Source organism: Agromyces seonyuensis, assembly GCF_009789225.1.
Taxonomy (GTDB): domain Bacteria; phylum Actinomycetota; class Actinomycetes; order Actinomycetales; family Microbacteriaceae; genus Agromyces; species Agromyces seonyuensis.
Map to the genome: position 1 here is coordinate 1 of NZ_WSTA01000042.1, position 22,602 is coordinate 22,602.

General features: G+C 71.7%; 19 protein-coding genes. 2 read left to right on the forward strand and 17 right to left on the reverse strand.

Translation table 11 applies throughout. The annotated features are described in order from the left end of the window. Positions 1–402: 402 nt before the first annotated feature. Both GB864_RS10280 and tyrS read right to left on the reverse strand, forming a co-directional pair. Entirely contained in the window at positions 403–1,755 is a 1,353-nt protein-coding gene (locus GB864_RS10280; RefSeq protein ID WP_160424709.1) for a CoA transferase, read from the reverse strand. Between the two features lie 48 nt (positions 1,756–1,803). Then, entirely contained in the window at positions 1,804–3,111 is a 1,308-nt protein-coding gene (tyrS, locus tag GB864_RS10285; protein WP_419672784.1) for a tyrosine--tRNA ligase, read from the reverse strand. Between the two features lie 117 nt (positions 3,112–3,228). Between tyrS and GB864_RS10290 the strand changes: the two genes are divergently transcribed. Then, a complete protein-coding gene (locus tag GB864_RS10290; protein WP_236779044.1) occupies positions 3,229–3,849 on the forward strand; it encodes a hypothetical protein in 621 nt (206 codons plus the stop codon). 10 nt (positions 3,850–3,859) lie between these two features. On the opposite strand, the gene GB864_RS10295 is transcribed toward GB864_RS10290, so the two are convergent. From GB864_RS10295 to GB864_RS10305, 3 genes are read right to left on the reverse strand one after another with little or no spacing between them, the layout of a single operon-like run. Beyond that, positions 3,860–4,492 carry a SatD family protein gene (locus GB864_RS10295; RefSeq protein WP_160424711.1) on the reverse strand — a complete coding sequence of 211 codons (633 nt, stop codon included), beginning with the start codon at positions 4,490–4,492 and terminating at the stop codon, positions 3,860–3,862. Between the two features lie 60 nt (positions 4,493–4,552). Beyond that, positions 4,553–5,170, reverse strand: a complete 618-nt coding sequence (locus GB864_RS10300; protein WP_160424712.1) for a DNA-3-methyladenine glycosylase — start codon at positions 5,168–5,170, stop codon at positions 4,553–4,555. After that, positions 5,163–5,501, reverse strand: coding sequence for a winged helix-turn-helix transcriptional regulator (locus GB864_RS10305; protein ID WP_202107146.1), 339 nt, complete (start codon positions 5,499–5,501; stop codon positions 5,163–5,165). The genes GB864_RS10300 and GB864_RS10305 overlap by 8 nt, the downstream gene beginning before the upstream one ends. 129 nt (positions 5,502–5,630) lie before the next feature. On the opposite strand from GB864_RS10305, the gene GB864_RS10310 reads away from it, so the two are divergent. Next, positions 5,631–6,488: an NAD(P)H-binding protein gene (locus GB864_RS10310; RefSeq protein WP_160424716.1), complete on the forward strand. Its 858-nt coding sequence runs from the start codon at positions 5,631–5,633 to the stop codon at positions 6,486–6,488. A gap of 68 nt (positions 6,489–6,556) precedes the next feature. Here the strand turns inward: GB864_RS10310 and argH are convergent, their stop codons facing one another. The 12 genes from argH to GB864_RS10370 form a co-directional block, all read right to left on the reverse strand. Then, a complete protein-coding gene (argH, locus tag GB864_RS10315; RefSeq protein WP_160424718.1) occupies positions 6,557–7,987 on the reverse strand; it encodes an argininosuccinate lyase in 1,431 nt (476 codons plus the stop codon). Then, positions 7,984–8,946 (reverse strand): ornithine carbamoyltransferase, encoded by a 963-nt coding sequence (gene argF / locus GB864_RS10320; RefSeq protein WP_160424720.1) that lies wholly within the window; start codon positions 8,944–8,946, stop codon positions 7,984–7,986. The genes argH and argF overlap by 4 nt, the downstream gene beginning before the upstream one ends. Before the next feature lie 29 nt (positions 8,947–8,975). Continuing rightward, entirely contained in the window at positions 8,976–10,202 is a 1,227-nt protein-coding gene (locus tag GB864_RS10325; protein WP_419672785.1) for an acetylornithine transaminase, read from the reverse strand. A gap of 5 nt (positions 10,203–10,207) precedes the next feature. Then, complete coding sequence (gene argB / locus GB864_RS10330) at positions 10,208–11,131, reverse strand: acetylglutamate kinase (protein ID WP_160424722.1); 924 nt, start codon at positions 11,129–11,131, stop codon at positions 10,208–10,210. Between the two features lie 11 nt (positions 11,132–11,142). Further along, a complete protein-coding gene (argJ, locus tag GB864_RS10335; protein ID WP_160424724.1) occupies positions 11,143–12,294 on the reverse strand; it encodes a bifunctional glutamate N-acetyltransferase/amino-acid acetyltransferase ArgJ in 1,152 nt (383 codons plus the stop codon). Then, positions 12,291–13,334 (reverse strand): N-acetyl-gamma-glutamyl-phosphate reductase, encoded by a 1,044-nt coding sequence (gene argC / locus GB864_RS10340; RefSeq protein WP_160424725.1) that lies wholly within the window; start codon positions 13,332–13,334, stop codon positions 12,291–12,293. Before argC ends, argJ begins: the two co-directional genes overlap by 4 nt. Positions 13,335–13,609: 275 nt before the next feature. After that, complete coding sequence (locus tag GB864_RS10345) at positions 13,610–16,306, reverse strand: cation-translocating P-type ATPase (RefSeq protein WP_160424727.1); 2,697 nt, start codon at positions 16,304–16,306, stop codon at positions 13,610–13,612. 126 nt (positions 16,307–16,432) lie between these two features. Further along, positions 16,433–18,949 (reverse strand): phenylalanine--tRNA ligase subunit beta, encoded by a 2,517-nt coding sequence (gene pheT, locus GB864_RS10350; RefSeq protein ID WP_160424728.1) that lies wholly within the window; start codon positions 18,947–18,949, stop codon positions 16,433–16,435. Continuing rightward, complete coding sequence (gene pheS, locus GB864_RS10355; RefSeq protein WP_160424730.1) at positions 18,949–19,989, reverse strand: phenylalanine--tRNA ligase subunit alpha; 1,041 nt, start codon at positions 19,987–19,989, stop codon at positions 18,949–18,951. The genes pheT and pheS overlap by 1 nt, the downstream gene beginning before the upstream one ends. A gap of 63 nt (positions 19,990–20,052) precedes the next feature. After that, positions 20,053–20,982, reverse strand: coding sequence for an amino acid ABC transporter permease (locus GB864_RS10360; protein WP_160424732.1), 930 nt, complete (start codon positions 20,980–20,982; stop codon positions 20,053–20,055). Beyond that, positions 20,979–21,626 (reverse strand): ABC transporter permease subunit, encoded by a 648-nt coding sequence (locus GB864_RS10365; RefSeq protein WP_160424733.1) that lies wholly within the window; start codon positions 21,624–21,626, stop codon positions 20,979–20,981. The genes GB864_RS10360 and GB864_RS10365 overlap by 4 nt, the downstream gene beginning before the upstream one ends. A gap of 68 nt (positions 21,627–21,694) precedes the next feature. Continuing rightward, positions 21,695–22,567, reverse strand: a complete 873-nt coding sequence (locus GB864_RS10370) for a glutamate ABC transporter substrate-binding protein (protein ID WP_160424735.1) — start codon at positions 22,565–22,567, stop codon at positions 21,695–21,697. Positions 22,568–22,602 lie beyond the last annotated feature (35 nt).

Here is a 22,602-nt window from a genome sequence, read left to right on the forward strand (position 1 = left end):
CATCAATCCAAAGGAATCCCGTCTGGCAAAACCAGACCGGGGTTCAATAAATTGGCATTGAACATAGTGCACGCTGTTGAGTTCTCAAGGAACGGACACACCCGACCACCCGCACCCAACCAGGACGCATCGAATCGGAGTAAGTTTCCTCCACCGCCCACCCGGACCAGCCAGACAGACGACGCTTCCGAACCCCCGCAAAACCAGGGATCCAGGCGGTTGCACCCGGGGTTCCAGTCCGCGTTTTCCGCTTCCTGCGCCTCCGGGGCAACGAGGGAAAACACTACGCCGAACCCGCCCACCCCGCAAACCCAGCCCACACCCCGGGCGTGTCGCACCCCAACCCACCACCCAAACCCCCGACCAGGATGCGATTCCGGCGGTTCGGTGCGGACCGGCCGTTCAGCGGCGCGTCCAACGGGGTTCGGCACTCCCCCAGGTCTCCGGCGGCGCCGGCCACGACGACGGCCCGTCGCGCCAGGAGACGGCGGGTGCCGCGGTCCGCAGCACGCCCGCCGCGGTCGGCAGTTCGACGGTCTCGGTGAGGCGTGCCGCATCCGTGATGCCGACCGGTTCCGGCTCGATCGTGCGCGCGCCGGCGAGCAGCTCAGCGGCGGTGCGCCGCAGCGATGCCCGCACGCGCCAGGTGCCGCCTTCGCGCCGTTGCCGCTCGAGCAGCGTCACGACGGCCGCCGCGAGCAGATACCCGGTGCCGTGGTCGAGCGCCTGGGCGGGCAGCGCACCGGGCGACACCGAACCTTCGACGAGGGAGATGCCGCTCTCCGCCTGCACGAGCGAATCGAATCCCCGTCGTTCGGCCTCCGCTCCCTCGCTCCCCCACGCCGACAGTTCGGCGACGACGAGCCCGGGATGCTCCGCTGCCAGCCGCGAGGCTGTGAGGCCGAGTTCGGCGAGCGCCGCAGGCCGATACCCGACCACCAGCGCGTCGGCACCGTCGAGCAGTTCGTGGAGGCGCGCTGCCCCGGCAGCCGAGCGCACGTCGAGCAGGGCCGACCGCTTTCCGGCGCCGCTGTCGAGGTGCTGCTCGGGAATCTCGGTTAGGGCAGGCGGGTCGAGCCGCAGCACCTCGGCGCCGAGCAGCGCGAGCGTGCGGGTGGCGACCGGTCCGGCGATCACCCGCGTGAGGTCGAGGATGCGCACGCCCGCGAGCGGGCCGGCCGCACCGCCGAGGATCGCCCGGACTGCCGCGTCGCCGAGTCGGTCGACCTCGAGCACCGGGGTCGCGACGCGCGCCGCGGTATCGCCGCGACCCTCCACGCGCACGGGCACGCAGAGTCCGCCGGCCGCGGTGACGAGCAGGCACGCTTCCTCGGTGCCGAGCCGGGCGAAGCGGCCGCGGGCGTCGTCGGCGCCGGCATCCTGGCCGAGGAGCAGCGCCGATCGCAGCGCCTCGGCGTGCCACGGATAGTTCCCGTGAGGGCGAACCCACCCGTCGGCGGTCGCGAAGAACCCCGAGAGCGGGGCGAACGCCCGCCACGGCCGGCCGTCCAAGGCGAAGACCCGCTCGCTCTGGAACGCCGTCGCGATGCGCGCGCCGGAGAGGCGAAGCGCCGTGGCATCCGGATGCCCGGACGCGACGGCCCCGGCGAGCGCGGCCGCGGCGACCGAGTCGGCAGCGAGCCGGGCGCAGTCGAGCCTGGCGGCGAGCGGCACCGCGGGTCGCTCGTAGCCGTCCAGTTCGGCCGGGGGCCGGCCCAGTTCGGACCAGACGCGCCCCAGAAGTCCAGCGCTCATGCGCCGATTCTGCTCCTGGGGTGCGACGGCCGCGAGGGCGGTGGCCGCTTACTCGACGAAGACGCCGGCGAGGGTCTTCTTGCCGCGCTTGAGCAGCGCCATGCCGCCGGCGGCGACGCGGCCTTCGAGCGTCGCGGCCTCGTCGTCGACGCGGACGTTGTCGAGGGAGACGCCGCCCTGCTTGATGGCGCGGCGGCCCTCGCCGAGGGAGGCCACGAGGCCGGTGTCGACGAGGAGCTGCGCGATCGAGGCATCCGGTGCGCTCGTGGTGTTCGGCAGCTCGCGGAGCGCCGATTCGAGTGTCGCGGCGTCGAGCCCGGCGAGCTCCCCGGTGCCGAAGAGCGCGGCCGAAGCATCGATGACGGCCTCGGTCGCACCAGCGCCGTGGACGAGCGTCGTGACTTCGCGGGCCAGTACCTTCTGCGCTTCGCGACGGAACGGCTCCGCGGCGACGACGGCCTCGAGACGCTCGATCTCGGCCCGCGTGAGGAACGTGAAGACCTTGAGGCGGGCGATCACGTCGGCGTCGTCGCTGTTGAGCCAGAATTGGTAGAAGCGGTACGGGCTGCACATCTCGGCGTCGAGCCAGATGGCGTTGCCCTCGCTCTTGCCGAACTTCGTGCCGTCGCTGTTCGTGATGAGCGGCGTGCCGATCGCGTGCGCCGAGACGCCCTCGACGCGGCGGATGAGGTCGGTGCCGCTAGTGAGGTTGCCCCACTGGTCGGACCCGCCCGTCTGCAGCACGCAGTCGTATTGGCGGTGGAGCTCGAGGTAGTCGAAGCCCTGCAGGATCTGGTAACTGAACTCGGTGTACGAGATGCCGGCTTCGGAGTTCAGGCGCGCCGCAACGGCATCCTTCTTGATCATCGTGCCGACGCGGAAGTGCTGGCCGATCTCGCGGAGGAAGTCGATGGCCGACAGGGGCGCCGTCCAGTCGAGGTTGTTGACGAGACGCACGGCGTTCTCGCCCTCGGCGGAGAGGAAGCGGCCCACCTGCGTCTGCAGGCGCGCGACCCACTCCTCGACGGTCTCGCGGGTGTTGAGCGTGCGCTCGGCGGTCGGCCGCGGGTCGCCGATGAGGCCGGTCGAGCCGCCGACGAGGCCGAGGGGCTTGTGGCCGGCGAGCTGGAGACGGCGCAGCACGAGCAGCTGCACCAGATTGCCGAGGTGCAGGCTCGCGGCGGTGGGGTCGAAGCCGCAGTAATACGTGATCGGCTCGCCCGCGAGGAGTTCTTTCAGGGCGGTCTCGTCGGTCGAAACGTGGACGAGGCCGCGCCACTTGAGCTCCTCCCAGACGTCCTCGAAGCTCGAGTCGTTCTGCTGGGTGGCGAGGATCACGGGGTCAGACACGCCCATCATCGTAGCGGGCGCGATCAGGATGCCTCGCGGCTGCGCCGGTCTGCTGCGGTCGCCGACGGGACTGCCCGCGACATCCGCGTGCGCGGTGTCGGCGATGTCGGCCACACTGTGCGCATGCCTCCGGTCATCCTGCCCATCGACGGCTCGGTCGTGCTGGGCGTCACCGTCTCGGTCGCGCTCGTCGCCTCGCTCGTCGCCGCGCTCGTGCTCGTCCTGCTCGCCCGACGCAGCGCCGATACCGCGCTGCTGGCATCAGCCGGCGCGTTCGTCGTCACGCCGCTGCTCGTCCTGGCGAGCGTCGAGGTCGCCGTGGCGCCGGTCGTCGGCGTCGTGCTCGCGCTGCTCGGCGCGGCCACGGCCGTCGTCGGCGGCGATCCGCTCGTGCGGCGCATCCTCGCCGCCGCGTCGCCGGACGACGTGCGGGAGGGGGCCGGCGGCGGCATCCTCGTCGAGCCGCAGCCGCGCGCCGCGGCATCGGCGGGCCCCGCGCGGGTCGAGGCGGTCGAGGTGCTGCGCGGCGGCACGACGATCGGCTACCTCGAACGGCTCGGCGTCGTCCTGGCGATCATCGCCGGGTATCCGGCGGCGATCGCCGTGATCGTGGCCGTCAAGAGCGTCGGCCGATTCTCCGAGCTGGCGACCTCGGCCGCACGAGAGCGGTTCATCATCGGGACCCTCGCGAGCCTCGTCTGGGCGTGCACGGTCGGCGGGCTCGTCGCCCTCGCGATGCGCTGAGCGGTGCTCGTCAGGAGCCGTGCCGGAGGAGTCGATACCCCTCGACGACCGCAGCGGCGCCGGCGCTCGCGAGCGCCTGGGACACGGCCGACTGGGTGATGCCCTCGGCGCCCGCCAGGTCGCGCTGCGACGTACCGAGGCAACGGCCGTACGCGAGGCGCCGCGTCCGTTCCGACATCGAGGTGACGAGCTGATCGCGCGCGAGCAGGTAGGCGTTGACGTGCGGGAGGTCCAGCCCCGATGCGTCGTCGGCCGCTGCGACCCAGGTGCGCGCGCCGGGCACGGCCCGCTGCTGGAGCCGGTGCACGGTATCGATCGCCTCGCGCGCCGCCCACCAGCCCGGCCCCTCCGAGATGTCGCCCGCGGCCGACGGGATCGACCCGACGGCGCCGAGGCCGATGCCGAATCGGCAGTCGACGTCATCGGGCAGGCGCAACCTGAGCAGCAGCACCGCGGCCAGCGCGTCGTCGAGTTCCGCGTAGACGCCCTGGGTCTCGTCGCCGACCGTCGGGTGCAGCGGCGTGATCGGTTTCGGCCCGACGCGGCCGACCCGCGCCAGCGCATCGTCGATCTCGCGTTGCGCCGCGGCCCGGTCGGCGATTCGGCGCGACCCGACGAGGTCCATGGTGACGGCGGCGATCATTTCATCAGTCTAGGACTGATACTTCGTGAGTATCAGTCTTGGACTGCTATTCCAGGACGATCAGTCCACGGCGCGCGGATGCCGCTTCGCCGGCGAAACCCCGGGTTCGCCGGGCAGCACGAACCGCCAGGGGAAGGCAGCGCCGCCACCGACGCCCGAGACGCCGGTGCGCGGAGTCGCCTCGAAGGCGAGCGGCACGGCCGGGATGCGGAGGTCGAACGGCGGCGCGAGCAGGTCGGCGCCGGTCTCGGCGAGCGGGACGCCGAGCGCCTGAGCGAGGCGGCCGGGCCCGCGCGCGAGGTCGCGGTCGCTGGAGCGGCCGCGGCGAGCGCGGGCGAGCTCGATCCCCTCGACGACTGTTCCGCCCCGCAGCAGCACCGCGGAGGCCGTGCCGTCGGGCGAGCAAACGAAGTTCAGGCACACGTGCATGCCGTACGAGAAGTACGCGTAGAGGCGCCCGGGCTCGCCGAACATCACCCTGGTGCGGGGCGTCGGCCCGCGGAAGGCGTGGGAGCCCGGATCCTCGCCGTCGCCGCGATACGCCTCGACCTCGACGAGACGCACCGCGACGGTGCCCTCGGCGGTCGTGCAGGAGAACACCGCGCCGAGGAGGAGCCGCGCGAGTTCGACGGCGTCACGGGCGAACCAGGCCCGATCGGGGCGGAGGAGTTCAGTCATCCGTGCCGACGATGGCGTCGGAGTGGATCGCGACCCACTCGACGAGCGGGAGCATGCGTTCCATGAGGTCGCGGCCGAGCGGGGTGAGCGAGTACTCGACCCGAGGCGGGATCTCGGGATACGCCTCCCGGTGCACGAGCCCGTCCGCTTCGAGCACGCGCAGCGTCTGGGCGAGCATCTTCTCGCTGATGCCCTGGACCTCGCGTCGCAGCTCGCCCCAGCGGTGCGTGCGGTCGCTGAGCGAGAGCAGCACGAGCACGCCCCACTTGCCCATGATGTGGTCGAGCACGACCCGGGTCGGGCAGCCCTCCGTGAAGGGCTGACCGGGCATCGCCCGGATTTCCGAGAATCTCACCGTCACGTGGGTACCTTACTTCGAAGTGGGTACCTCGGATGGGGAATGCGGATGATCGCACGGACGGTTGGCCCCGACGAACAGTTCCCTCGGAAAGGATTCACCATGACCATCCTCGTCACCGCCGCTTCCGGCCAGCTCGGCGGCCTTGTCGTCGACGCCCTCCTCGCCCGCGGCGCCGAGCCCGCCTCGATCGTCGCGACCGCCCGCGACGAGTCCACGCTCGCCCGCTTCGCCGAGCGCGGCGTGACGACCGCCCGACTCGACTACGACGACCCGGCCTCCATCGCCGCTGCCCTGCAGGGCGTCGACGCAGTCCTGCTCGTCTCCGGCTCGGTCCCCGGCCGTCGCGTCGACGGCCACCGCAACGTCGTGGAGGCGGCCGCGGCTGCGGGCGTCGGCAAGCTCGTCTACACGAGCGCCCCGAAGGCGACGACTGCCGACTTCGCGCTCGCCCCCGACCACAAGGCGACCGAGGAGCTCATCGCCGCCTCGGGCGTCCCCGCCGTCATCCTGCGCAACAACTGGTACACCGAGAACTACGCCGGCGACCTCGCCCAGGCCGCCGACTCGGGCGTCGTCGCGGGCAGCGCCGGCAGCGGCCGGGTCGCGAGCGCGACGCGCGCCGAGTATGCCGAGGCCGCCGCGGTCGTGCTGCTGGAGGACGGGCACGTCGGCGAGGTCTACGAACTCTCGGGCGAGCACGCCTGGGACTTCGACGAGTTCGCCGCGGCCGCCGCCGAGGTCCTCGGCCGTCCCGTCGCCTACCGCGCCCTCGAGCCCGCCGAGCACGTCGCCGTGCTCGAGGGCGCAGGACTCGACGCCGGCACCGCTGGATTCGTCGCGGCGATCGACGCCGGCATCCGCGACGGCGTCCTCGGCGACGCCGAGCCGACCCTGGCGCGCCTCATCGGGCGACCGACGACCGGACTCGTCGAAGCGCTGCGCCCGCTCGCGGCCTGACCCGCGGGGAACGCACGGATGCCCCGTGGCCGCGGACTCGCGGCACGGGGCATCCTCGTCATCGGTGCTCAGCGGGCGCCGGGCAAGCGCGCGGCGCCCTTGCGGATGCGATCCGCGAGCCGGCCGAACTGCTCGTCGACCCGCACGGGCGCGGTGCCGCCGGCGCTCGTGCGGCTGCCGACCGAACCCTCGACCGTGAGGACCTCTCGGACCTCGGGCGTCAGCCGCGCGTTGATCGCGGCGAGCGCGTCGTCGGGTACCTCGTCGAGCTCGAGGTCGTGCTCCTCCGCGTAGCGGACCATCGCGCCGGAGATCTCGTGCGCCGCACGGAAGGGCACGTGACGCTTGACGAGCCACTCGGCGACATCGGTCGCGAGCGAGAAGCCCTGCGGCGCGAGTTCGGCCATGCGCTCGGTATTGAACGTGAGGCTCGCGATCATGCCGGTGAACGCCGGCAGGAGCACCTCGAGCGTCTCGACCGAGTCGAAGACGGGCTCCTTGTCCTCCTGCAGGTCGCGGTTGTACGCGAGCGGGAGGGCCTTGAGCGTCGCCAGCAGCCCGGAGAGGTTGCCGATCAGGCGGCCCGACTTGCCGCGCGCGAGCTCGGCGATATCGGGGTTCTTCTTCTGCGGCATGATCGACGACCCGGTCGAGTAGCCGTCGTGCAGCGTCACGAACCCGAACTCGCGGGTGTTCCAGAGGATGACCTCCTCCGACAGCCGGGAGAGGTCGACGCCGATCTGCGCCGCGATGAAGGCGAACTCGGCGACGAGATCGCGGGCGGCCGTGCCGTCGATCGAGTTGTCGGTCGTGCCGGCGAAGCCGAGGTCGGCGGCGACCGCCTCGGCGTCGAGGCCGAGGGTCGAGCCGGCGAGAGCGCCGGAGCCGTAGGGCGACTGGTCGGTGCGCGCCCACCAGTCGCCGAACCGGTCGAGGTCGCGGGCGAACGCCCAGCCGTGCGCGAGCAGGTGATGGGCGAGCAGCACCGGCTGCGCGTGCTGGAGGTGGGTGCGGCCGGGCATGATCGCGCCGCGGTGGGCGTCGGCCTGCGCGGCGATCGCGTCGACGAGGTGCACGAGCTGCGTGCCGATGGTCGCGGCGTGATCGCGCAGGTACATGCGCACGAGCGTCGCGATCTGGTCGTTGCGCGAGCGGCCCGCGCGGAGCTTGCCGCCGAGTTCGGCGCCGACTTCGGCGATGAGCGCGTTCTCGAGCGCACCGTGCACGTCTTCGTCGGAGTCGAGGGGGACGAGCGTGCCGTCGGCCCAGTTCGCCTCGACGCGGTCGAGGCCCGCGAGCATCCCCTCGAGCTCGGCGGCATCCAGGTAGCCCGCGGTGTGCAGGGCGCGCGCGTGCGCGCGGGAACCCGCGAGGTCGTAGGGGGCGAGCTGCCAGTCGAAGTGCGTCGACTTGCTGAGCAGCTGGAGCTCGGGCGAGGGTCCGGAGGCGAAGCGGCCGCCCCAGAGGGAGCCTTCGTTGGTGGTGCCGGCGCCGGTCATCGTGCCTCGTCTCCGTTCGCGTCGAGCGACCCGACGCCGTTCTGCGCGAGCAGCCAGACCAGCAGCGCCTTCTGGGCGTGGAGTCGGTTCTCCGCCTCGTCCCAGATGATCGACTGCGGTCCGTCGATGACGTCGGCCGTCACCTCGTACCCGCGGTCGGCCGGCAGGCAGTGCAGGAAGACCGCGTCGGACGCGGCCTCGGCCATGAGCTCGGCGTCCACGCGGTAGGCACCGAACGTGGCGACGCGGTGCGCCTTCTCGTCCTCCTTGCCCATCGACACCCAGGTGTCGGTGACGACGACGTCGGCGCCCGCGACGGCCGCGTGGGGATCGGCGAACACGCCGACCGAGCCGCCGGTCGAGGCGGCGAGACGCTCGGCGTCGGCGACGACGTCGAGCTCGGGTGCGAAGCCCTCCGGGGAGGCGATGCGCACGTGCATCCCGGCGAGCGCGCAGGCCAGCGCGTACGACTGGCCCATGTTCGAGCGGCCGTCCCCGAGGAACGCGACGGTGAGCCCGGCGAGCCCGCCCTTGTGCTCGCGGATCGTGAGGAGGTCGGCGAGCAGCTGGCAGGGGTGGAAGTCGTCGGAGAGCGCGTTGACGACCGGCACCGTGGTACCGGCGGCCATCTCCTCGAGCCCGGCCTGGGCGTAGGTGCGCCAGACGATCGCCGACACCATGCGCTCGAGCACTCGGGCGGTGTCGGAGGGGGTCTCCTTGCCGCCGAGCTGGCTCGATGCCGTCGAGATGATGAGCGGCGAGCCGCCGAGGTCGGCGATGCCGACCGCGAACGAGACGCGGGTGCGCGTGGACGACTTGTCGAAGATGACGGCGACCGTCTGCGGGCCGGCGAGCGGCGTGCGGCTCCAGCGGTCGGCCTTGAGCTCGGCCGCGAGATCGAGGATGGCGGACTGCTCGGCGGCGGTGATGTCGTCGTCGCGGAGGAAGTGGCGGGTCATGCTGGTCCCTTCTCTGGGAAGTCGGTGGGTCAGGCGGCAGCGACGTGGGCGAGCGCGCGGCCGAAGCGGGCGGCGAACTCGTCGACCTCGGCGGCCGTGACGATGAGCGGTGGGGCGAGTCGGATGGTGGACGGGTTCGCGGCGTTGACGATGAGGCCCTCCCGCTGCGCCGCGGCGACGACGTCGCCCGCGACCGGCGCGGTCAGGCCGACGCCGATGAGCAGGCCCGAACCGCGCAGTTCCGCGACGATCGGCGAGGCGAGCTCCGTGATCCGCTCGCGGATGAGGATGCCCATGCGGGCGGCGTTCTCGACGAGCCCGGCCGCCTCGATCTCGCCGAGGACGGCGTTCGCGACTCCTGTCGCGAGCGGATTGCCGCCGAACGTCGAGCCGTGGTGGCCCGCCGTGAACAGATCGGCTGCCGTCGGGAACGTGACGAGCGCGCCGATCGGGAACCCGCCGCCGATGCCCTTGGCGAGCGTGACCGCGTCGGGGCGGATGCCCGCATGCTGGAACGCGAACCACTCCCCGGTGCGCCCGGCGCCGGTCTGGATCTCGTCGAGGACGAGCAGCGCGCCGTGCGCCGCGGTCAGCTCGCGGGCCCGGGCGAGGAAGCCCGCCGGAAGGTCGAGCACACCGGCCTCGCCCTGCACGGGCTCGAGGAAGAGCGCGGCGACGTCGTCGCCCATTGCCGCCTCGAGGGCCTCGAACGTCGCCGGGATGTGCTCGACGCCCGGAGCCATGGGGTCGAACGGCGCGCGCATCGCGGGCTTGCCGGTGAGCGCGAGCGCGCCCATCGTGCGGCCGTGGAACGCGTTCTCGAGCGCGAGGATGCGGGTGCGGGTGCCGTCGCCCGAGTTCAGCCGGGCGAGCTTGAACGCCGCCTCGTTCGCCTCGGTGCCGGAGTTGCCGAAGAGCACGCGGCCGCCCTCGGCGCCGGTCAGGCGCAGGAGCCGCTCGGCGAGCTCGAGCTGCGGCTCGGTCGCGAAGTAGTTCGAGACGTGCGCGAGCGTCGCCGCCTGCCGCGCCACCGCATCCACGAAGACGGGGTGGGCGTGCCCGAGCGAGTTCACCGCGATGCCCGCGAGGAAGTCGAGGTACTCGTTGCCGGCGTCGTCCTCGACGTGGAGCCCGCGCCCGCGCACCAGTTTCGCCAGCGGCATCGCCATCGAGCGCATCATCGTGGCGTCGAACGCCGCCTGCCAGCCGCTCACGCGGGCCACCTCCGTGCCGGATTCGTACTGGGTCGTGGGGATCTCGCTCACGCGGGGACCACCTCCGTGCCGATGCCCTGCGTCGTGAAGATCTCGAGCAGGATCGAATGGGGGATGCGACCGTCGATGATCGCGGCCTTCGCGACGCCGCCCTCGACCGCTTCGAGGCACGCCGTCATCTTGGGGATCATGCCCGACTCGAGCTTCGGCAGGAGTTCGATGAGCTCGGGCACGTCGATCACGTCGACGAGCGAGTCGCGGTCGGGCCAGTCGCGGTAGAGCCCGGCGACGTCGGTGAGGATGACGAGCTTCGCCGCCCCGAGCGCGACCGCGAGCGAAGCTGCGGCCGAGTCGGCGTTGACGTTGAGCGGCTGGCCGGGCTGGTCGAGGTCGGGCGCGATCGACGAGACGACCGGGATGCGGCCGGCGTCGAGCTGCGCGATGACCGCGGCCGGATCGACTGCGACGACGTCGCCGACGAGCCCGAGGTCGACCTCGACGCCGTCGACGACCGCTCCGCGGCGCCGGCCGCTGAACAGGCCCGCGTCCTCGCCGGAGAGCCCGGCGGCGAGCGGCCCGTGCTCGTTGATGAGGCTCACGAGCTCCCGGTTCACCTGGCCCGAGAGCACCATGCGGACGACGTCCATCGTCTCGGGGGTCGTGTAGCGGTACCCGCCGCGGAACTCGCTCTCGATGCCGAGGCGGTCGAGCATCGCGTTGATCTGCGGGCCGCCGCCGTGCACGACGACGGGCCGGATGCCCGCGTAGCGCAGGTACACCATGTCCTCGGCGAACGCGCGCTGGAGCTCGGGGCTGACCATGGCGTTGCCGCCGAACTTCACGACGATCGTCTCGCCCGCGAAGCGCTTGAGCCAGGGCAGGGAGTCGATGAGCACCTGCGCCTTGGCGGCGGCGAGCTCAGGGCCGACCTCGTCGCGGAGCGTGGTGCCGGAGGCATCCTGTTCGGTCATCTCGCTCCCCCTCAGCTCGAGTACGCGCTGTTCTCGTGCACGTAGTCGTGCGTGAGGTCGTTCGTCCAGATGGTCGCCGCGGCGTCGCCCGCGTGCAGCTCGATGAGCACGTGCACGGCGCGCGGCGTCAGGTCGACCTCCTCGCGCGGGCGGTCGGGCTGGCCGGCGTGGCAGACGCGGACGCCGTTCATCGACACGTCGACCTCGTACGGGTCGAACGCGGCGGTCGTCGTGCCGATGGCGGCGAGGACCCGGCCCCAGTTGGGGTCGTTCCCGAACACGGCCGCTTTGAAGAGGTTGTTGCGGGCGACCGAGCGGCCGACCTCGACGGCGTCGTCCTCGGAGGCAGCACCCACGACCTCGATGGCGATGTCGTGGCTCGCGCCCTCGGCGTCCGCCTGCAGCTGCAGCGCGAGCGAGCGGCATGCCTCCGTGAGGGCGGCGACGAATTCGGCGGGCTCCGGCGTCACGCCCGACGCGCCGGACGCGAGCAGGGTGACCTGGTCGTTGGTCGACATGCAGCCGTCGGAGTCGAGCCGGTCGAAAGTGACCCGGGTCGCGGCGCGCAGCGCCTCGTCGAGGGCCGCGGAGTCGAGCACGGCGTCGGTCGTGAGCACGACGAGCATCGTCGCGAGGCCAGGCGCGAGCATCCCGGCGCCCTTCGCGATGCCGCCGATCGACCAGCCCTGCCCGCCGACGACGACCGTCTTCGGCTTCGTGTCGGTCGTCATGATGGCGCGGGCCGCGTCCTCGCCGCCCTCGTCGGAGAGTGCCGCCACGGCGGCGATCGCGCCCGCCTCGAGCACGTCGCCGTCGAGCTGGTCGCCGATGAGCCCCGTCGAGCACACGAGCACGTCGCCCGCGCCGATGCCGAGGGCACCCGCGACGGCCTCCGCCGTGCGGTGCGTGACCTGGAAGCCCTGGGGCCCGGTGAAGCAGTTCGCGCCGCCCGAGTTCAGGATGATCGCCGACACGACGCCGTCGCGGATGACCTGCTTCGACCAGAGGATCGGGTTGGCCTGCGCGCGGTTCGAGGTGAAGACGGCCGCCGCCGCGTCGAGCGGGCCGCGGTTGACGACGAGCGCGAGGTCGGCGTTGCCGGACTGCTTGATGCCGGCGGCGATCCCGGCGGCTTCGAAGCCGGCGGGTGCGGTGATGGTCACGGGGCGACTCCGTTCACGGGCAGGCCGGTGGATTCGGCGAGGCCCAGCGCGAGATTGGTGGACTGGATCGCGGCACCGGCGGTGCCCTTGACGAGATTGTCGACGGCGGCGACGACGACGACGCGACCCGCGTGCTCGTCGACCGCGAGGCCGATGAGGGCGGTGTTCGCGCCGAGCACGTCCGCCGTGCGCGGGAACTGGCCCTCGGGCAGCAGCTGCACGAAGGTCTCCCCCGCGTACGCGTCCTCCCACGCCTCGCGGACGGCGGCCGCGGAGGTGCCGGGCACGATGCGCGCGGTGGAGGTCGCGAGGATGCCCCGCGACATCGGCACGATGACGGGCGTGAAGGAGATCGTCGGCTCGGCGCCGCCCGCCCAGCGCAGCGACTGCTCGATCTCGGGGGTGTGCCGGTGCGTGCCGCCGACAGCGTAGGGGTTCGCGGAGCCGAGGATCTCGCTCGCGAGCAGGTGCGTCTTCGCGGCCTTGCCGGCACCGGAGGGGCCGACGGCGAGGACGCTGACGAGGTCGGTCGCCTCGATGACGCCGGCGCGGATGCCCGGGGCGAGCGAGAGGGCGACCGTCGACGCGTTGCAGCCGGGGGCCGCGATGCGCCGGGTCTTCGCCAGCCGGTCGCGCTGCGTGCCGGTCAGCCGCGGCAGCTCGGGCACGCCGTAGGTCCACGCGCCGTGGAACTCGCCGCCGTAGAACGCGTCCCAGTCCGCCTCGGACTCGAGCCGGTGGTCGGCGCCGCAGTCGACGACGAGGGTGTCCGCGGGCAGTTGATCCGCGATCGCGCCGGAGGCCCCGTGGGGCAGGGCGAGGAAGACGACGTCGTGGCCGGCGAGATTGTCGACCGTCGTGTCCTTGAGCGTGAGATGCGTGTAGCCGCGCAGGTGCGGCTGCACGGCGACGAGCGGCTGCCCGGCGTTGGAGTGCGCGGTCACGGTGCGCACGTCGAAATGCGGATGCTCGGCGAGCAGGCGAAGCAACTCGCCGCCCGCGTAGCCGGATGCGCCGGCGATGGCGACGGAGTACGTCATGGGTTCCACCTTAACGAGGTCGACTGGGTCGGAATCGGCTCCGGCGACGCCCGCGGCACGGCGGCACTGCCGCTCGCAGGGGTCGCCTAACGTCGGCGCTCGACGCGGCGTCGACCGTGCACCAGCGCACCGCGCAGGGCGGAGGGGGCGGTCGAAGCTGCGGACATGGCTTCGACCCTAGTCCTGCGAACGGGCGGCGCGCAAAACGGAGCCCGTCAGCGTCCGGCGCAGTCGGCGCACGAAGCTGCCGCCGCGCGCGAACGTCGGCGGCAGGTTCACGCCCGGCGGAGCCGCGCCCGCCGGATCGCCTTCTCGACCTCGACGACCAGCGGCACGATCAGCGCGAGGCCGAGGCAGGACACCCATTGGCCGCCGTCGAGGCCGACGGTGCCGACGAGGCGCTGCAGGAACTCCAGTTCCACCGCCGCGACCGTCAGCACGACCGGGATCGAGAGCCACTTCACGGCGACGAGGATCGGCTGACCGAGACCGGACTCGGGATCGCGTCGCATCACGAGGCCGCTCAGTATCGCTCCGAACGCGGCGACGACGAACGCCATGGTGACCGGGACGTTCGGTTCGGTCGAGCTGAGCTCGTCGGGGAGCACGAGCAGCGGGACGAGCGTCACGATGAAGAGCACGCCTCCGTAGAGGAACCAGAGCGTGACGGCGCCGCGGTTCGCGATCGTCTTCTTCGGGTCGCGCGGCGGCTTCTGCATGATGCCGTCGGGAGTCGGGTCGAGCAGGATCGCGATCACCGGGAAGATCGCGACGAAGAAGTTGAGGAACAGCACCATGATCGGCGTGAGCGGCACGCCGTCGTTGATGTCGAAGAGGCTCGCGGCGAGGAACAGCAGCACGAGCGAGAACAGCTGCGACATCTGGAAGCGGACGTAGCTGACGATCTTCTCGTAGATCGATCGTCCCAGCCGCACTGCGGTGACGAGCGTGCCGAAGTTGTCGTCGACGAGGATCATTTTGCCCGCCTGCTTGGTGACCTCGCTGCCCGATCCCATCGCGACGCCGATGTCGGCCTGTTTGAGCGCGGCGGCGTCGTTCACGGCGTCGCCGGTCATCGCGACCACCGCGCCCTCCTCCTGCATGAGCCGGGCGAGGCGGAGCTTGTCCTCCGGCGTCACCCGGCCGAAGACGTGCAGGTGGGGCAGCGCCCGCTTGATCTCGTCGTCGCTCATGGCCTGGAGGTCCGCCCCGCTGGCCGCGCCGTCGCCGAGGCCGAGCTTGTCGCCGATCGCCGCCGCGGTGATGGCGTGGTCGCCCGTGATCATGCGCACCTCGATGCCGGCCTCGTGCGCGATGCGCACGGCTTCCTTGGACGACGGTCGAAGCGGGTCGATGATGCCGACGAGTCCGACGAAGGTCAGGTCGGCGATCGCGTCCATCGGGTCGGCCGGCAGCGTCGTCCCGGGCGCGAACCGCCGGTATGCGAACGCCAGCACGCGCAGGCCCTGGGTCGACAGGGAGTCGTTCGCCGCGACGATCGTCTCGCGCGCTTCATCGAGCGCGACGATGCCGTCGGCGGTCGCGGCGGACCCGCAACGGTCGAGCACGACGTCCGGGCCGCCCTTGACGAAGACCACCGTCCCGCCCTCGAGCTGCTCGGGCACCTCGTGGAACGTCCCCATGAACTTGTACGCCGAGTCGAACGGCACCTCGGCGAGGCGCGGGAACTTCGCGCGCGTCAGCCCGGCGTCAGCGCCCATCTTCGCGGCGAGCACGACGAGCGCCGCCTCGGTGGGGTCGCCGACGACCGCGCCGTCGTCGGACACCGTCGCGTCGCTGCAGAGGGCGAGTCCTGCGGCGAGCACCGCGAAGTCGGGCGACGGCTCGCCGGCGACGCCGCGGATGTCGCCGGTCTTCTCGTACCCGCTTCCGGAGACCGTGTACCACTCGCCACGGTGGTAGAGCGACTCGACCGTCATCTCGTTCATCGTGAGCGTGCCGGTCTTGTCGGAGTTGATGGCGCTCGTCGCACCGAGCGTCTCGACGTCGGTGAGGTTTTTCACGACCGCTTTGTGCTCGGCCAGCTGACGGGCGCCGTACGAGAGCATCGCCTGCACGAACGACGGCATTCCGGTCGGGATCGCGGAGATCGCCATGGAGATGCCGAGCAGGATGACCGAGGCCACCTCTTGGCCGCGTGCGAGCCCGGTGATCACGATGATCGCGACGGCGCCCCAGGCGATCCAACCGAGCACGCCCGTGAGGGAATCGAGCTCGCGCTGGAGCGGCGACTTCGCCGGCTTGACCGCGGAGAGCATCGACGCGATGCGGCCCATCTGGGTGGTCATGCCGGTGTCGGTGACGACGACGCTCGCGGTGCCGCGGGTGACCTGCGTGTTCTGGAACACCATGTTCGAGCGGTCCCCGATCGTGGTGTCCGTGCGCTCGAGCGTCGTCGCATCCTTGGGGATCGGGGCGCTCTCGCCGGTGAGGGCGGCCTCCTGCGTCTCGAGGGTCGCCGAGCGCAGGATGCGGCCGTCGGCCGGCACGATGTCGCCCGCTTCGAGTGCGAGGAGGTCCCCGGGCACGAGCGTCGTCGCGTCGACCTGGACGAGCGCGCCGTCGCGGACGACGCGCGCCTGCGGGATCTGCATCTTCGCGAGCGCGTCCACGGAGGCCTTCGCCTTCATCTCCTGCCGCGTGCCGAGCACGAGGTTGAGGACGACGAGGGCGCCGACGAGGATGCCGACGCTGAGCTGGTCGATCAGCAGGCTCACGATGGCGACGGCGACGAGCATGATGTTCATCGGATCGGCGAGCTGGCGGAGTGCGACCTGCCAGACCGACGGCGAAGGCTCCGCCGCGATCGAGTTCGGCCCGTGCTCGGCGAGCCGCTTCGCCGCCTCGGCGGCGCTGAGACCGCGATCGCGGTCGCCGCCGACCGCAGCGACGACGGCGTTCGGCTCTTCGGTGAACCAGGTGCGCTCCGACGATTCCTCGACCGTGTCCATACGCCGACGTTATCGGCGGGAGCACCGCGAAGGGAATGAGGAATCTTCGGCTCGCCGGAGATCGGGTTCGACGCGAACGGCCGGCCCGCGCAGTGCGGGCCGGCCGTCGGTCGTCGTGGGCGATCGTTAGGCGCGCATGCTCGCGCCGAACCGCTCCGAGGCCGCCGCAGCTCCGGCGTTCTTCGCCTCGGACGCCTCGGCGGCCGTCAGCGTGCGGTCGTCGGCGCGGAAGCGCAGCGCGAACAGCAGACTCTTCGAGCCCGCCTCGATGCCCTGGCCGCGGTAGTCGTCGACGAGCTCGATCGACTCGAGCAGCGCGCCGGCGCCCTCGCGGACCGCGGCGAGCACGTCGCCGGCGGGCACGTCGGCGCCCACGACGAGCGCGAGGTCCTGCGTCGCGGCGGGCATCGTGCGGATGGCGTGCGCGTGCACGACGCCCTCGGCGAGCGAGATCACGCGGTCGAGGTCGAGCTCGGCCACGGCGACGACGCGCGGGAGGTCGGCCTCCTCGGCGAGGGCTGGGAGCAGTTCGCCGGCGTAGCCGACGGTCTCCCCCGCGACGCGGAGCTCGGCGGTGCGACCCGCGTGGTACGCGGCGTGCGCACCCTGCACGAGCTCGAGTTCAGCGCCGACGGCCCAGGCGACCGTGCGGACGGCCTCGATCGCGTCGGCGATGCCCGCGACGATCGGCGCGACGCCCGGCTGGGCCGGGGTGCGCTCGCCCGTCAACAGCACGCCGATGCGACGCGGCTGCGGCGGGATCGACGCCTCGATCGCGGCGATCTCCTCGTCGGACGGCCGCACGGCCATCGCCGGCGAGGCGGCCGTGCCGTACTCGATGCCCGGCTCCGGCAGGAACACCGAGCCGGTCTCGAAGATCGCCAGGTCGGTGCGACCGCGCGAGCGGTTGCGCTTGGCGACCTCGAGGAGGCCGGGGACGAGGGTCGTGCGCAGCGTCGCCTGGCTCGCGTCGAGCGCGTTGGCGAGGCGCACGAGCGGGATGTCCGAGCCGTCCGGCGAACCGTACGTGCGGTTGACCTGCTCGGCGAGGAACGGGTACGCCGTCACCTCGACGAAGCCGGTCGCCGCGAGGGCGTTCGACGCGCTGCGGCGCAGCCGCTGGTGGCGGGTGAGGCCGCGGCCGGGCGGGGCGACGGGCAGCACCGAGGGGATGCGGCCGTAGCCGACGAGTCGGGCGACCTCCTCGGCGAGCGTCCACTTGTCGGTCAGGTCGGGGCGCCAGGTCGGTGCGCCGACGAGCCAGCCGCCCTCGATCGGCTGCACGTCGGCGCCGATCTTCGACAGGGATGTCTCGATCTCTTCATCCGTGTAGTCGACGCCGACGAGGCCCGCGGCGAAGCCCGCCGGGAACGCGATCGGCGCGCGCTCGAGCGGCGCGACGAGGGTGGAGCCGAGCGGGTCGGCGGTGCCGCCGGCGAGCTCGACCATGAGCTGGACGACGCGGTCGGCGGCGCGCACGCCGACGGCCGGGTCGACGCCGCGCTCGAAGCGCTTGGACGCCTCGCTCGGCAGCTTGTGCCGGCGCGCCGTGCGTGCGATCGTCACCGGGTCGAACGTCGCCGCCTCGACGAGGACGTTCGCCGTGGTACCGCTCAGCTCGGAGTCGCCGCCGCCCATGACGCCCGCGAGGCCGATGGGGCCCGAGTCGTCGGCGATGAGCAGGTCCTCGGGATCGAGCCGCCGCTCCTGGTCGTCGAGCGTGCGCAGGGTCTCTCCCGGCTCGGCCCGGCGCACCGTGATGCCGCCGTCGAGCCGGTCGAGGTCGTAGCCGTGGATGGGCTGTCCGAGCTCGAGCATGACGTAGTTCGTGATGTCGACGAGCAGCCCGTTCGAGCGGATGCCCGCGAGCTGCAGCCGCGACTTCATCCAGGTCGGCGTCGGGCGCGAGGCATCCACCCCGCGCACCGTGCGCGTCGTGAAGCCGGACGCGCCGACGACGCCGCGCACCGGGCGCGCGTCGTCGATGACCACCGGGAAGCCCTCGCCCGGGTACTCGGGCGCGAGGTCGGCGGGGTCGGCGAACGGACGGCCCGTCGCGTGCGAGTACTCGCGGGCCACGCCGCGCAGGGAGAACGCGTAGCCGCGGTCGGGCGTGACATTGATCTCGACCGCGACGTCGTCGAGGCCGAGGAGCGCGATCGCGTCGGTGCCGATCTCCGGGTCGAGCCCGATGGTCGAGAGCACGAGGATGCCGTCGTGCTCGTCGCCGAGGCCGAGCTCGCGCACCGAGGCGATCATGCCGTCGGACACGTGGCCGTAGGTCTTGCGTGCGGCGATCGGGAACGGCCCGGGCAGCACGGCACCCGGCAGGGTGACGACGACCTTGTCGCCGACGGCGAAGTTGTGCGCGCCGCAGACGATGCCGTGGACGGCGGGACCGCCGTCGGCGGCCGTCTCGCCCTCGGGCGCGACCTGCACCTGGCACCAGCGGATCGTCTTGCCGTTGGACTGCGGCTCCTCGACGAACTCGAGCACCTGCCCGACGACGACGGGACCCGTCACGTCGTACGCGTGGACATCCTCTTCCTCGAACCCGACCGAGACGAGGGCGGCGTGCACCGCCGCGGCGTCGTCGGACTCGGTCGGGGTGTACTCGTTCAGCCAGGACAGCGGAACGCGCATCAGATCACCATCCCGTACTGCTCGGAGAAGCGGACGTCGCCCTCGATCATGTCGTGCATGTCCTGCACGTCGTTGCGGAACATCAGCGTGCGCTCGAAGCCCATGCCGAACGCGAAGCCCGAGTAGACCTCGGGGTCGATGCCGGCGGCGCGCAGGACGTTCGGGTTCACCATGCCGCAGCCGCCCCACTCGATCCAGCGCGCACCGCCCGTGAAGGTGGGGTGCCAGATGTCGAGCTCGGCGGAGGGCTCGGTGAACGGGAAGTAGTTGGGACGCAGGCGGATCTTCGCCTCGGGCCCGAACATCAGTCGGGCGACGTGCTCGAGCGTGCCGCGCAGGTGCGCCATGGTGAGGCCCTGGTCGACGGCGAGGCCCTCGAACTGGCTGAAGACCGGGGTGTGCGTCGCGTCGAGCTCGTCGGTGCGGTACGTCTTGCCCGGAGCGAGGATGTAGATCGGCACCTCGCGCTCGAGCATCGAGCGCACCTGGACGGGGCTCGTGTGCGTGCGCAGGACGAGGTGGCGCTCGGCGGGCTCGACGAAGAACGTGTCCTGCATCGCGCGCGCGGGGTGGTCGGGGTCGAAGTTCAGGGCGTCGAAGTTGACCCACTCGTGTTCGAGCTCGGGGCCCTCCGCGATCTCCCAGCCCATGCCGACGAAGATGTCGGCGATCTCCTCCTGGAGGAGCGTCAGCGGGTGGCGCGCGCCGGGCCGGCGCACCGTGCCGATCGCGGTCACGTCGACGCGCTCGGCGTCGAGTCGGGCGGACTGCTCGGCCTCGACGATCTCGCTCTCACGGGCGGCGAACGACTGGTTCACCCGGCCGCGCGCGCCGCCGACGAGCTTGCCGAAGGCGGCCTTCTGCTCGTTCGGCACGCTGCGCAGCAGCGCGTTCAACTGCGCCAGCGGCGACTTCTCGCCGGTGTGCTGGGCGCGGACCTGCTTGAGGGCCGCCGAGTCGGACGCGGCGGCGATCGCGGCGAGCGCGTCGCTCACCGCCTGTTCGACCGCGGATTCGGTGATTTCGGTGGGCTCGGACACGATCAGCGAGTCTACCGGGCGGTCGTCGGATCGGCGGACGGCCGTCCGCCGATCCGACCCGTGCTAGGTGCTCGTGGACCGCCGTGCTGCGGCGCTCGCCTCAGCGACCAGGATCGCCTGGTCCGGCGAAACGTCCGCGTCGCCGCCCGCGTTGCGCCGACCGCGTCCGCCGCCGCCCGAGTTCCGGCGACGCGCGAGGCTGCGCGCGAGCCAGGACAGGAGCAGGTTCATCGTCAGGTAGATGAGGAACGTGACGACGAAGAGCGGGAACAGGTAGCGGTTGCCGTAGTAGCTCGAGAGGTTGTTCATCGTCGCCCGCAGCAATTCGGGGTAGCCGACGATGTAGCCGAGCGAGGTGTCCTTCAGCAGTACGACGAGCTGGGCGACGATGATCGGCAGCATCTGCCGGAACGCCTGCGGGAACTCGATGAGCAGCTTCGTCTGGAGCTCCCGCATGCCGAGGCTGAGCCCGGCCTCCCGCTGACCACGGGGTAGCGCCGCCAGGCCGGCGCGCAGCGCCTCGCCGATGAGCGCTCCGTTGTAGACGGCGAGAGCCGATACGACCGCCCAGTACGAGCCCGTCGAGAACACGAGGAGGATGAAGAGCATCATGAGCAGCACGGGCATGCCGCGGAAGAACTCGATGACGACAGCCGTCGGGTAGCGCACCCACTTGAGCCGCGAGCTGCGCAGCAGCGAGAAGACGACGCCGAGGATGAGCGCGAAGACCGCCGCGACGGCCGCCGCGCGGAGCGTGCCGATGACGCCGTTCCAGATGAAGCCCCAGAGCTCCGGGTCGGCGAAGATGTCCCACCGCGACTCGTCGAACATGCCCGGCAGGGTGATGCCGCCCGACTCACGAGGCGCCGCGAGCGTCATGGCCATCCAGACGACGCCGGCGACGATGAGCGCTCCGCCCACGATCGAGGTGATGAGCGAGTTGCGGCGGGCCTTCGGGCCCGGCGCGTCGAAGAGGACGCTGGAGCCGGTCATCGGGCCACCGCCCACTTCGCCTCGAGCCGTCCCGCGAAGAGTCCGAGCGGCACGGTGATGAGGAGGTAGAAGAACGCGACGCCGAGGAGGATCGGGATGACGGCGCTGCCGTTGGCGTTGGCGAGGGTACGGCCCGTCGCGAAGAGTTCGGCGACGAAGAACCCGCCGGCGACCGAGGTGTTCTTGGTGAGGGCGATGAAGACGTTGATGAGCGGCGGGATCGTCATGCGGAAGGCCTGGGGGAAGATCACGAGCGAGACGGACTGGCCGAAACCGAGGCCGATGCTGCGCGCGGCCTCCGCCTGCCCGACGGGCACGCCGTTGATCCCCGAGCGGAGCGCCTCAGCGACGAAGGGCGACGTGTAGACGCCGAGGGCGATGAAGGCGGAGACGAGATACGGGATGTCGGCGCCGAGGTACGGCAGCACGAATGCGCAGAAGATGAAGACGAGCGTCAGCGGGGTGTTGCGGATGATCTCCGTGTACACGGTCGCGAACCACCGGAGCGAGGCCACCGGGGCGATGCGCATCGTCGCGATGAGCACGCCGATCACGAGGGCGCCGACGCCACCGACGGCGAGCAGGAGCAGGGTCACGCCGAAGCCCTGCAGGTACAACGGGAGGTTGTCGATGACGACGTCCACGCCGCTCCTTTCAATCCGTGGGACGGGGTCGCCCGGGCCGGCCGCGGCCGGCCCGGGCGATCACTCGATCAGCGCTCGTAGCGGTCGACGGCGGGCGGGTCGACGAACGGCAGCACCGTGCCGGCGGTCGCGTCCCACGCCTCCTCGTACGAACCGTCCTCGTACGACTCCTCGAGCACGTCGTTGATCCACATGCGGAAATCGGTGTCGTCGAGCGCGAGGCCGATGCCGTAGGGCTCCTCGGTGAACGGCTCGCCGACGACCTTGAACTCGCCCTCGTTCTGGGCCGCGAGGCCCGCGAGGATGACGTTGTCGGTGGACACCGCGACGACCTGACCCGAGCGCAGCGGCTCGAGGCAGTTCGAGTAGGTGTCGGTCTCGAGGACCTCGGCGCCGAGCTCCTTGAGGTTGGCCGCCGGGGTCGAACCGGTGACCGAGCACACGGGCTGGCCGACGAGGTCGTCCTCGGACTCGATCGTGTCGTTGTCCGCGAGCGTCAGGATGGACTGACCGGCCATGTAGTACGGCCCGGCGAACGAGACGACTTCCTTGCGGTCGTCGTTGATCGTGTAGGTGGCGATGACGATGTCGACCTCGCCCTGCTCGATGAAGGGCTCGCGGTTGGCGGAGACCGCTTCCTTCCACTCGATGTCCTCAGGGGCGATGCCGAGCTTGCCGGCGATGATCTTGCCGATCTCGACGTCGAAGCCCTCGGGATCGCCGCTCGGGCCGACAAGGCCGAACAACGGCTGGTCGAACTTGGTGCCGATGGTGATCGTGCCCGCGTCGGCGAGCTCGGCCATCGTGGTACCGGCCTCGAACGTCGGCGCGGGCTCGACGGACTCGCTCGCATCGTCGCCGTCGCCGCTCGCGCAACCGGCCAGCGCGAGCGCTGCGACCGCCGCACCGGCGAGCGCCATGATCGCCTTGCTGTGCTTCATGAGTGCCTCCTGGTTTCCGTGGGTGTTCGGGTCGA